The organism is Legionella drancourtii LLAP12 (genome assembly GCF_000162755.2).
In the GTDB taxonomy this organism is placed as follows: domain Bacteria; phylum Pseudomonadota; class Gammaproteobacteria; order Legionellales; family Legionellaceae; genus Legionella; species Legionella drancourtii.
In genome coordinates, this window is sequence record NZ_JH413824.1 from 1 (window position 1) to 12556 (window position 12556).

Genomic DNA, 12556 nt, shown 5'->3' on the forward strand with positions numbered 1-12556 from the left:
CTTGCCCCCGAGGCGTGCTGCGTATTCTACTGATTTCACGGATCATGTCAAACACTTTTTTCATTTTTTTTGATTATTTTTCTTTTGCTTATTTACCTCTGTCCATTTCGATCTATGGAAAACCATGTTGGACTTATTTTAAACTTTATTACCCGGTATTCGCAGCACGAATAACGGGCATAAAAGCCCTCTTTGTTTGCTGCCAACCTACTTTATCCGCTCATATCTATAGAAGGTCATATCGTATTCATTTTTTTCGTCACGTTGACGAAATTCTTGAGCAGTACAATTCCAGAGTGCCATATCTATTTCGGGAAAAAATACATCTGCTATAAATTGGTGGTGGATACGCGTTATATATAAGAGTTTGCCTCATGCATTGCTGTAGCAAACAGTTGCTCACCGCCAATAATCATAATTTCAGGATAATGTTGAACTTCAGTTAAAGCCTGCCCTAAGGAGTTAAAAACCAAGACATCTTTAATTGAAACCTCCGAATGACGACTCAAAACAATATTTACACGACCAGGTAATGGTTTTCCTATAGAGTCAAACGTCTTGCGCCCCATAATTACCGGCTTACCCATAGTGATTGCTTTAAAATGCTGTAGATCGGCGGGAAGATGACAGAGCAGCTGATTGTTGAAGCCTAAACCACCGGCTTCATCAATTGCGGCGATTAAACTAATGATTGTCATTATTGATTCCTAGCTAAAGCCATATTTTTTGCCATTTCCACTGCAGCAAGCATTGAACCGATATCAAGTGTATTTTGACCAGCTAATTCCAGAGCCGTTCCATGATCAACTGAGGTGCGAATTATTGGCAAGCCTAAAGTAACATTAACCGCCTCATTAAAACCAGCATATTTAAGAACAGGGAGTCCTTGATCATGATACATAACAACATAGGCATCACACTCTTTTAAATGATCTTTAATAAACATCGTGTCTGCTGGCAGAGGACCGTGTACATTAATACCTTGACTTTGTAAGTTGATTAATGCCGGCGTAATTATATCGATCTCTTCACGTCCTAAATAGCCAGATTCTCCGGCATGAGGGTTTAAACCCGCAACTTTAATCCGAGGATGAACAATACCAAAATCCCTGGCTAATGACTGCTGCAACTGGGTAATGACTTGCATAATTAGTTCGACAGTGATGGCATCAGGTACCATACGTAACGGCAAGTGTGTTGTCACTAAGGCAACTTTCATTAACGAGCATGCCAACATCATCACTACAGTTTCTACATGATAGAAGTCGGCAAAAAACTCAGTATGCCCAGTAAAGGAAATACCGGCAGCATTAATATTAGCCTTATGCACTGGAGCGGTAACTAGTGCAGCAAATTCACCGCGACCGCATAATTGCGCGGCCCGAGTTAATAATTCAATGACATAGGGAGCATTTTGCGGATTTAACTGACCACTGATTACGGGAGTAGGACAAGCAATTGAAAGCACTGATAAGTGTCCTGATTTAGGTTCAACTACTTGTCCGCTTTTATATTCGTGAAAATGAACAATTTTCTTTAATTCTTGCGCCCTAGACATCAATACTCGTTGATCACCTAAAATTACCACCGGGTAGTCGTAGTCAGCAAGTGCCAAACACAAATCAGGACCAATGCCCGCGGGCTCACCACTGCTAATGAGCAGTGGCTTCATGCTAAGTCCTTTTCAACAATATTCACATAGGCATCAGTACGTATATGCTGCTGCCAGTTTTGCACGGCTTCAGCAAATTTACGTTGGTGTAAAAATTGTCTGATCTGTTGTTTCTTAAAGGCGGTTGAGTCATCTTGCTGTTTGCGTCCTAATACTTCAATTAGATGCCAGCCAAATTGGGTCTTTACCGGTTGACTTACTTGATTTAAAGCAAGTTTGTTCATTGTTTTTTCAAACTCAGGCACAAGTTCACCTGGAGTAACCCAACCCAAATCGCCACCTTTAACCGCACTGCCAGGATCTAAAGAATACTGTTTCGCCATTTTAGCAAAATCTTTGCCCGCTTTTAATTGCTGATAAATATTATTTACTTGCTTTTTCACATCTTCAGGGAGCATATTGGCATCTGGCTTTAACAGAATATGACGCACGTGTGTCAAGGTAACCATATGCTGTTGCTGTTCACCACCAATCGCGACTAATTTAATTAATTGCAATCCATTACCTGCACGTAAAGGCCCTGCCACTTGGCCGACTTTCATATTCACCACCTCTTTAGCAAAGAGTTCAGGTAACTCTGCTAAATGCCGTTCGCCCAAATCACCGCTATCTAATGCAAAATCACCAGTAGATTTTTCTACAGCTACACGATTGAAATCAGCACCTTTTTTAATGCTTATCAATATCTGTGCGGCGATAGCCTGAGCTTTTTTCATTTGCGCAGGCGTAGGCTCATCATTTAAAGGAATTACTATATTTTGTAAGTGATACGTTAGATGGGTACGATCAACGGGTAAATCACCTTCGGTTTTCAAATATTGTTCTACTTGCTCATTAGTAATCATGACATCATGACCAACGGCCTTTTGTTGTAAGTTCGACAAGATCATTTCTTTACGAATATTCTCGCGGTATTCATTCCATCCCATACCTTGTTTAACAATTTCTTCGCGCATTTGTGATAAAGTCGCATGATTTGCGGCAGCAATTCGTTCAATTGCTTGCGTTAATTCCGTATCATCAACACTAATACCATGTTGTTTTGCCATTTGTAGTTGCAGATCCACATCAATCAAATGTTGCAATACTTGTTTACGCACCACCGAATCAGGAGGAAGTTGTATTCTTTGTGCAAGAAGTTGCTTTTTAGCCATAGCCACTTGTTTATCGAGTTCACTTGCAGTAATTACACTGTTGTTTACCACAGCAACTACTTTATCCAATAGTTGTTTTGCCTGGGTAACACCAACTGCTGCAAGCAAAACGCAAATGAGTGCTATTCTTTTATACATACCTTAATCCTTATTTAACTTTTTTCGAGCAATCTGTTGCGATCCTAGCCTATGTAACTCGAAATCTTAAAATTAACGAGACACTAAGTTATTTTTAATCAAAATACAAGCAACTTTGTCTAATTTCTGCCACTATACTTAGGGGCAATTATTACTCGCGAGTAATCGTTTTCTTAGCATAACATTATCAACAACGATTAATGAAATGGATCCTGATAACCTGGTATATAAGTACGCAAGATGCCATTGGGATCATTATTCGCGACAGATCCTAAGCCTTTTAATAATATTTGCAAATAGACATTATTATTATATTGCGGCTCATAGGATTCATTTAAATTTTTAAATGTTCTTCCACCTAAAATACGAACAGCCCAACAGCAGTTGTCATATTGCATTCCGAACAAGGACATCATACTGTAATTTTTACTAATATTATGACTATAAGCGCCTATGGTGCTCCATTTATCATTCACTGGTAAAGAAAAAGCAACTATGGCCTGATGCAATGCATTATTGGTAGTACCATTATTACGGACCGATGTAACATCACCATTAACTAAATAGGTATAACCAAAGTTAATAATCGCATTCGCTGCGGGCTGGTAATGCAAATTAAGATCGCCATTATTGGTTGCTGAAGTTGCCGGATTCCATACGTAATCCCCTGTAATTCCCCATACCGAATTCAGATGATATGCCGCCCGTGAGGCAATTGGCGATGTCGCAGCAAAAGGCGACAGTTGCCCAATCTCATAAGGATAAGCAAAGCATGATCCGTCAAAACTTCGACATAATTGCACACGTCTGGTAGAAAAATATTTAATTTGACCAATAGAAAAATTAGCGCGTTCATTGCCAGTTCGTTCGGATAGCCAACGCGTAGTAACGGCATAGGATAATTGATTCGCATCACCAATTCTATCAAAGCCTGAAAAACGGTTCGTTCTAAATAGTTGGTCAACATTAAAAATCATATTCGCGGTATCATAGATAGGAATAGCGCTTTGATCTTGATAAGGAACCCGCAAATAAAACACACTAGGCTCTAAAGTTTGAGTGTATGTGTCGCTCAGAAAATTAAAATTTCGCTCAAAAAATAAGCCACTCTGTACGGAATAACGGGGGATGAAACGATTATAGTCTGTATGCTTTGGCCCCCAATTATTTTTGACTTCATAATAATTTTCAACAAACTCAACAGAAGGCGTAATGTAGCCCCAAGCCTTACGTTGCGGCAATGAAAGTACCGGGTTAAAATGCAAGCGCGGACCACGCGGCATTCCTATTTGCGCCCCTTCCCATTGCGTACCAGGCCAAAAAAATTGATCATATTGGCCAAGAATATTTAAATTAGCATGTACTGGCAAATCATAATAATAACCACGGGCTAAAAGTTGCGGTAAGCGCTCATATTGATCAGCAATTGGGGTTTCATTAACAGGATGTAGGGTTTGATAGCTTTGCACCATGCCTCGAAAAACCCAATTTTCCGTGTTGTACGATAAATCGGCTTGACGCAACAATTGTCTTTGCGTAATTAAGGCTAAATTCGTACTAAAGTCTTGAAAATAATAATCATCCGAAACTTGTTGTACGTTCACATGTAAACGTAAATCAGGAGTAAACTGAGTGGTCTCCAAAATGCCAAATGACCAACGGTTTGTTGAATGATCTTTAAGCCAGGGAAATCGCGCTTCATGATTCTGCAAAAAATTGCGATAGGCCGCATCGTCAGGTAAAAGACTGCCACTAAGCACCCCATAGCTTTTAGCTGTCAAATAACGATATTCAGCGCCCATCATCACCCCACGTTCACTGTATGCATGCGGAATTAAGGTTAAATCATAGTTAGGTGCCAAATTCACATAATAAGGAAGTCCAAAGTCAAAACCACCGGTGTTGGAATAGCCACCTACAGGCATGAGAAAACCTGATTTACGCTCTTTACTGGTAGGAAAACTTAAATAAGGAACATACAGAACTGGCCACTCATGAATACGTAGCTTAACATTACGCGCCACGCCAACTGCTTTTTTATTATCAATACTAATTGATTTCGCTTCGAGCTCCCAGGCTTTATCTTGGGGAGCGCAGGTTGTGTATGTTGCTTGGCGTAATAAATAATCAGAATTAGCAAAGCGTTTCATTATGCTCGCCCGCCCCCATGCCGGAAGTAAAGCCTGGCCTTTATTCGTGTTAAAACGATATAAAACGTCTTCGGTCTGTCCTGATTTATCCTGAGGGTAAATGGTTGCTTTTCTGGCAATCATTAACTTATCTGGTTCTAAATAACGCACATTACCTAAAAACTCGATTTTGCTAATTTGATTGCTTTTAGCATCGCGATACACATAAGCCGTTTGCGCATTAACAATGCGCTGCGTTTGTTGTATTTCCACATGCCCTGATAGCGTTGATGGCTTACTTTGATAAAAAGAAGCCTTGTCGGCCCGAATCCGTATTTCATCTGCTGAGCTAAGTGGCGTTACGGTAATTGGTCGATATGAGCCTAAACAAATGGGGGAATTTTGATCCGCTTTCCAGCCCAAACATTGGGCGAATTTGGCCCGTAGAGCATCAGTCAAATCAACATCACGCGCGATGACACAAGCCTGTACTGGTTCATTAATCAATGAGTCAGCATGAGCAAAGTTATGATACATAACCAACAGCGATGTAAGGGCTGTTGTCATACACCCCATCAAGCACCATTTTACTGAAATCTTGTCCACAAGTAATAAAATGCCTTATGATGCACACAATAGAAGACATACTGCGTGCGAACACAGTTGAAAATAATGACGGGAAGTATATCATGCATGAACGAGAAAACGCACTGAAAGAGTGGCTAGTTAAGACGATAAAACAACAAGATTTCGTCTTGACGCCCTTAGCTGGTGATGCGAGCTTTAGAAGATATTTCCGCATGCACTACAATGGCTCAACGCATGTGGTCATGGATGCGCCACCAGGCAAGGAAGATCTAAATCCGTTTGTCCATGTGGCCCAAACATTAGAACGAGCAGAAGTACATACCCCCACAATCCTAGCCATGGACTTACAGCAAGGCTTTTTATTATTAAGTGACTTGGGTGATCAGCTGCTGTTAAATGTTCTCCACGCAGAAACCGCCACGACGCATTACCAAAAAGCCATGAAGACCCTCTTTAAAATTCAATCGTGCACGATTGACGATCCGCTACTGCCTGTCTTTGATCATGCCTTTATGATGAAAGAAATGAATTTATGTCCAGAATGGTTTCTCAAATCCTATCTTGCCTTAGAACTTAGCACTGAAGAAAGCAATGTACTGCAAAAGACGATGGAATGGATTGCCACTGAAATCACCCAACAACCGCAAACCTTTATTCATCGCGACTATCATTCACGCAATCTCATGCTTATCAATAAGCAGGAAGACCTAGGCGTTATTGATTTTCAAGATGCGATGTGCGGTCCTTGTACCTATGATTTAGTTTCATTGCTCAAGGATTGTTATATTTCCTGGCCACGAGCAAAAATCCTCGAATGGGTTGAATTTTTCTACGCGCAAAGCGTATATAACGACCGTTATTCTTTGAGTGCCTTTATTCGCGCTTTTGACCTGTGTGGATTACAACGGCATTTAAAAGTTTTAGGTGTCTTTTCGCGCCTACATTTACGCGATAATAAATCGGGATATCTGAAAGATTTACCATTGACGTTAAAATATGTTCTTGAATGTACCGAAACCTATGAAGAATTACATCCATTATTTCACGTTCTGCAAAGGAAGGTTTATCTACCATGAAAACAGCAATGATTTTGGCTGCAGGACGTGGGGAGCGCTTAAAGCCACTTACCGAATTAAAGCCGAAGGCGCTATGTGTTGTCAACGGTCAATCGTTACTCGAACGTCATATCGTCAATTTAGCACAGGCTGGTTTTGAACGGTTGGTGATCAATCACGCTTATCTTGGCGGACAAATTCGCCAACACTTAGGCGATGGTGCTCGCTGGGGAGTTGAAATTTGTTACTCACCTGAACCACCGGGTGGCCTGGAAACAGGTGGCGGGATTGTCAATGCGTTACCACTTTTGGGTAATCAGCCATTTATTACCGTAAATGCCGATATTTATACTGATTTTGATTTTACCCAACTCCAGCCTGTAGAGAATGATTCACTTCATATTATTTTAGTTAATAATAATCCAAAATTAAACCATCATGGCGATTTTGGTTTAGTGAATCAGCAGCAACTAACTAACACCAACCGAGAATATACCCTAGCTGGTATCTGTTGTTATCACCCAAGCGTCTTTGCTGACTGCAAGCAAGGACGTTACTCTGTTGCGCCATTAATTAGGAGCTATGCAGAGCACAACAAAGCTACTGCGAGCATCTATCATGGCATTTGGTTTGATATAGGCTCTCTAGAACGACTACATGCGGCAAACAACCAATAATGATCAACTGCCGCAAGGTCTCTAATGCCGTCCAACTCCAGCATTTGGTGCTTCTTCTGGCACAACATCCGGTGCACGCTCCTCAGATACCCGGTTAGCTTGTTCCACAGCATATTCTACTTCCTGTTGTGCTTGAGCTTCTTTTTGTTCACCAGGGTAATCGCGTGCTTTCATTGATGTATTAAACCCTTTTTCAGCCATGAACTCTTGTAAACCACCTTCAGCCATTAGTTTTTTAACTACATCAGCGCTAATGCGCATGTTTTCGCCTTGTACTGAGTCATTTGCACTATATAAATAACCACCTTTGATAACGTAGTCCTTACTAGCCAGCCAGGCATTAAATAACTTATCTAAGGACTCAACTGATTTGGAATCCAATGCGCCATTGTTTGAGGAATAACCACGCACATAATGGCCTTTTTCACTCACTGCATAATCGAGTTTGACCTCAGATAACTTGCCCGTTAACTCTTTGGCAGCAGATTCAGCGATATTTTTCTGCATATTTTTTAAGTCTGAAGTTTCAATACGTTGGCCAGACCAAGGTTGACCATGAGTAGTAAGCTTAAATTTAACGTATTCAGCAAATTGTTCTATCGCGGCAATAACATTAGCTTTCAATTCCGGAGACTTACTTAAGAGCTTTGAGTTTTCAGCTAACTTTTTAATCCGAGAAACCAAATACTCGGTTCCTTCAATTGAACTCCCTGCCATTTCCATTGCGCTTTTAATTTCAGTAGTAGAAGGGAATCTAGATGCTTTAGCCATGATTAAATCTCTCTTTAAGTGTTGCATTATCTGCTTGAGCTAATTATAGCAAAATCGACACCATTTTACTGATGTCGATTTTCTGGTTTGCTGTTAAGAGCATGTAAAAATTTACATAAAAGGTGATTTAATCTCATCAATTACTGAATTAAACGTACTATTTCTCATTGAATCAAAGGTAAACTCATCAACTAAAATTGCATCCCAACGTGCAGCTTCTACGGCCAGCAACGCATCCATTTCTTGTTGTGTTAATTCTTTTTTCGCAACTTTCTCTTGTAGTTTGCCACTTAATTGACCAAATTTAACTTTCTTTAAATCACTTACTTTTTTAGCCAACTCATCATTTTGAATGATCAATTGTAATGCATGTTCCATTCGATCTACTGGTTGTTTTGAATCGCCACTTAAATAAACAAGCGTCTTCAAGCGCTCGCGGAAATGGTTGTTTTGGGTCATCAAACGCGCTAGCTTTTGCTCCAATTTATCGGTTGGATGACGCATTGTTTGCCCAAACGGAAAAGCAACCAAGCGCATTAAAAAACCCAACGTTTTCGAAGGAAAATTATGGCATAAACCGATCATGGATTTTTGCGCATGATAATAACAATACGCAACAGCCCATTGTGCATGCAATTGCTCATCAGGATTATCTTCATTCAACTGCACATTACGTAAAGCGGCCATAGCCATATACAGATAAGACAAACCATCTGCTAGTCGCGCTGATAAACGTTCTCTACGCTTAAGATCGCCCCCTAAATAAATTAAGGATAAATCAGCCAACCAAGCAAAAGCATGACTTAATCGCGTCAAACGCTTATATTCACGCTTCATGGAGCTATTAGGTGCACGAATAAACACTCCACCAGTCCATGCAGAACAAATTGCTTTGGCGAAGTTTTGCATGAAGTACTGAATATGTTTCCAAATAATCTCCCTAAACGCGGCTTTATCTTCATTAGCAACCGCATAAAATTCATCACGGATAAAAGGATGGCATGCCATAGAACCTTGGCCAAAAAATCAAGAGATTACGTGACATCACATTTGCACCTTCGACGGTAATGGAAATCGGAATGCCTTGATAAAAACCGGTCAAGTAATTGCGCGGCCCAACCACCACGCCGCGGCCGGCATGTAAATCCATTGCATCATTAATTACTACCCGTGCTAATTCGGTATTGAAATACTTTGTAATTGCTGAAGCAACTGAAGGCTTTTTATGCTCATTGACGGCAGCCACCGTTAATAAACGGGTCGCATTGGTTAAATAGCTTAAGCCGGCAATTTCCGCAAGTTTTTCTTCAACACCTTCAAACTGGCCAATTTCTACGTTGAATTGGCGGCGAATTCGAGCAAAGGCTCCTGCAGTTAAATAGGAAACAGCGGAAGAACCGGCCCCCATTGCTGGTAAAGAAATCGAACGACCAATTGACAAACATTCAACCAGCATTTGCCAACCACCACCGAGGCGCTTCTGACCACCAATCACGGCCGTAATCGGCACAAAAATATCTTTTCCGCGGATAGTACCATTCATAAACGGTTGTTCTGCGGGAATATGGCGATTACCTATTTCTAGATTTTTCGTATCACGAGGCACTAATACACACGTAATCCCCTCAACCCCGTTACCCTGCAACAAACCATCAGGATCGCGAACATTAACCGCCAAACCAATCAACGTAGCAATCGGCGCTAAGGTAATCCAACGCTTATCTAAGGTGATATTTAAACCAAGTACCGTCTCCCCATCCATCTCCTTTTGTACCACAAGGGCATCGGATTGAATTGAAGTCGCATCACTACCCGCTCCAGGCTCTGTTAAGGCAAAGCAAGGAATATCAATCCCTTTGGCAAGGCGAGGCAAATAATAATTTTTTTGCTCTTCCGTTCCATAGTAATTGATTAACTCACCAGGGCCCAAAGAATTAGGTACCATCGTGGTTACCGCGGCAACACCGGAACGGGTGGCAATTTTCAATACCACTTCCGAATGCGCACGCGCAGAAAATCCTTTACCACCATATTCTTTCGGAATGACCAAACCAAAAAAACCATGTTCCTTAAGATAGAGCCAAACGTTTTCAGGCAGATCACGTGTCTGGCTAATTTCCCACTCATTAATCATGCTACATAAAATTTGGGTTTCGTTATCAACGAATGCCTGTTCTTCCGCAGAAAGGGCGGTAGAAACCTTAGCCAAGCGCTCCCAATCGGGAGTACCTTTAAAAATATCCTCTTCGAGCCAAGTATCACCTGCATTGAGCGCTTCTTCTTCTGTTTTTGATAATTTTGGCACGGATTTTCCTGCCGTTTTATATAAAAAATCGGCAATTTTGGCACGCAATGGCTCCATATAGACAATGAGGAGGGCAACGATAATAATACACCACAGCACAAAGCCCACGATCCATGGGAGTCCAATCGCAAACGTTGCGACGACTAAATAAAACACACTGCCTAATTCCCAGACGAGTGGGTTCATTGCGCGGTAAAGAACTATCAGTGTAAAGATTAGATAAACTAAGAAAAATAGAATAGCCATAAAAATACCTTCCCTTGCTTTTTTTATTATTGCAGGATAAACATGTAGTATATACTCTTTTTTAAACAATAGCATAGGGTCTATAGACCCACTACTTTTGCCCCTATAAAGAAGGAAATAGATGCAGTATGAATCAGCGTTTGGTTTGGAATTTTGAATTTACCCCAATAACAACTGCATTTCCTGCGGAAATTTTGGTTAAAAAAAAATCAGAAAAAATAAAATGGGAAATACGCTTTTTTTGGCCTGATGATAAAACCATTGTAATGAACACCCTTGATAATTCATTACTGGATTTAGCAAACTATCATCAAAAACATCGCGAAGATCATTACTACCTATTACCTGGCAGCAACTATAACATCAAAAGACGTGACCATGAATTGCTTTATAAGCCCTTGTTGAAACAATCCGACCAGGCATTAGGTTTTGATGCCAAAATAAATATTGATTCACTTGGTGTGGATGGCAAAAAGACCAATCCACATGCTCCAATTGTACAAGAGATTGTGCAACGCATTGCCCACGAAGGGATGGAAGTTTATGTTAGAAAGGAGGCTTTTATCTATAAATTTCCAACGCAACCAACCATAAAACTCGAATTAGCACGACTTGAGGTCCATAATCAAGTCTATTTAAGTGCCTGTATTGAAGGAAAAGCACGAGAACTCGTAGAAAATATTGCAGAACACTTGCTGGGTAAACATGTTTCCTGCGAGTATGTAACATTCCTAAAAAATATTTTGCATCTATGATCAAGACATTATTGGCCATTATTTATAGTTTCGGCAAAATTGGCCTTATTTCCTTAGGTGGCGGTAATTCAATGCTCAAACTATTAGAATATGAAGCGGTAGATTACCGACATTGGATTGGACAAGAAGAATTTATTGCCATGATAGGTTCCAGCTTTGTTTTTCCCGGGCTCACCGCAGTTAAATTATCCGCCTTAATCGGTTATAAAGCGGCAGGATTTACCGGATTAGTTCTGGCTGTACTCAGCCTTAATCTACCTGGATTAATTATGACGGTCATCGGCTATCAATGGCTTACTAGTCACAATGGCCCAGCTACACGCAAAATTATGATCGGTGTTCAGTATGGCGCTTTAGCCTTATTGGCAGCAGCCAGTTATTCGGTTGCGCAGGGGGTTGTCGGTATGTATTTTTCCATACCAATTACACTATGCTGTTTGTTATTTTTTCTTGCTTTAACTTTTTGGAATTTGTCACCTTTTTATGGCTTTATTGCGTTTATAGGCGTTTGTTTTTTCCTGGTACGTTAAGTCATACAAAGTAAAAAAGAGCAGTTCATTTAATCTCCCTATCCAAGCAACTAGAAAGGGAATATTATTTAAAAATGGAGTTTTTTGTGGACATAGTGTTGGATAATCCGGAATATTACATCAATAGAGAGTTTTCAGCGATTGCATTTAACCAGCGAGTACTCATGTTGGCTAATGATGAACGCGTACCCTTACTCGAGCGCATGCGCTTTCTGAGTATTTGCAGTAGCAATCTGGATGAGTTTTTTGAGATTCGCGTCGCCGGACTTAAAGAAAAAATTGCCTTGTCTTCAAACAAATTAACGATTGATGGCTTACGTCCCGACGAAGCATTTAGCCAAATAAGTCACAAGACGCATCATTTAATTGATCAGCTGTATGCAACATTTAATAAACAATTACTGCCTGCTTTACGCAAAGAAAACATTCATTTCCTCGAATTAGATGAATGGACTGACGACATTCATTTATGGGACAAAACACTATGTTGGAACCGAAAGGGTTTGAATTCCGGGTTTTAAAAACCCGGAATTCAA

8 protein-coding genes and 3 pseudogenes are annotated in these 12556 nt (G+C 40.5%); 5 read left to right on the forward strand and 6 right to left on the reverse strand.

What is annotated here, in order from left to right; genetic code table 11:
• Nucleotides 1-207: 207 nt before the first annotated feature.
• The 4 genes and pseudogenes from LDG_RS09550 to LDG_RS09565 form a co-directional block, all read right to left on the reverse strand.
• A pseudogene (locus tag LDG_RS09550) lies at nt 208-698 on the reverse strand (dihydrofolate reductase).
• On the reverse strand, nt 698-1672 hold the full coding sequence (gene pdxA / locus LDG_RS09555) for a 4-hydroxythreonine-4-phosphate dehydrogenase PdxA (protein WP_006871110.1): 975 nt from the start codon (nt 1670-1672) through the stop codon (nt 698-700). Before pdxA ends, LDG_RS09550 begins: the two are co-directional and overlap by 1 nt.
• Complete coding sequence (locus tag LDG_RS09560; RefSeq protein ID WP_006871111.1) at nt 1669-2964, reverse strand: peptidylprolyl isomerase; 1296 nt, start codon at nt 2962-2964, stop codon at nt 1669-1671. The genes pdxA and LDG_RS09560 overlap by 4 nt, the downstream gene beginning before the upstream one ends.
• A gap of 197 nt (nt 2965-3161) precedes the next feature.
• Complete coding sequence (locus LDG_RS09565) at nt 3162-5660, reverse strand: LPS-assembly protein LptD (protein ID WP_006871112.1); 2499 nt, start codon at nt 5658-5660, stop codon at nt 3162-3164.
• 122 nt (nt 5661-5782) lie between these two features.
• Here LDG_RS09565 and LDG_RS09570 point away from each other — a divergent pair, with 122 nt between their 5' ends.
• Together LDG_RS09570 and murU are read left to right on the forward strand one after the other, a co-directional pair.
• Nucleotides 5783-6757: an aminoglycoside phosphotransferase family protein gene (locus tag LDG_RS09570; protein ID WP_040535252.1), complete on the forward strand. Its 975-nt coding sequence runs from the start codon at nt 5783-5785 to the stop codon at nt 6755-6757.
• Entirely contained in the window at nt 6754-7413 is a 660-nt protein-coding gene (murU, locus tag LDG_RS09575; protein WP_006871114.1) for an N-acetylmuramate alpha-1-phosphate uridylyltransferase MurU, read from the forward strand. Before LDG_RS09570 ends, murU begins: the two co-directional genes overlap by 4 nt.
• 21 nt (nt 7414-7434) lie before the next feature.
• Here the strand turns inward: murU and LDG_RS09580 are convergent, their stop codons facing one another.
• Together LDG_RS09580 and LDG_RS20615 are read right to left on the reverse strand one after the other, a co-directional pair.
• Nucleotides 7435-8184, reverse strand: coding sequence for a hypothetical protein (locus LDG_RS09580; protein ID WP_006871115.1), 750 nt, complete (start codon nt 8182-8184; stop codon nt 7435-7437).
• Nucleotides 8185-8295: 111 nt separating this feature from the next.
• A pseudogene (locus tag LDG_RS20615) lies at nt 8296-10735 on the reverse strand (acyl-CoA dehydrogenase).
• Between the two features lie 128 nt (nt 10736-10863).
• Between LDG_RS20615 and LDG_RS09590 the strand changes: the two are divergent.
• From LDG_RS09590 to LDG_RS09600, 3 genes and pseudogenes are all read left to right on the forward strand, one after another.
• Nucleotides 10864-11490, forward strand: a complete 627-nt coding sequence (locus LDG_RS09590) for a hypothetical protein (protein ID WP_006871118.1) — start codon at nt 10864-10866, stop codon at nt 11488-11490.
• A complete protein-coding gene (locus LDG_RS09595; RefSeq protein ID WP_040535253.1) occupies nt 11487-12020 on the forward strand; it encodes a chromate transporter in 534 nt (177 codons plus the stop codon). The genes LDG_RS09590 and LDG_RS09595 overlap by 4 nt, the downstream gene beginning before the upstream one ends.
• Before the next feature lie 86 nt (nt 12021-12106).
• Nucleotides 12107-12484: pseudogene (locus LDG_RS09600) on the forward strand (polyphosphate kinase 1); the annotation flags it as partial.
• Between the last annotated feature and the right edge of the window lie 72 nt (nt 12485-12556).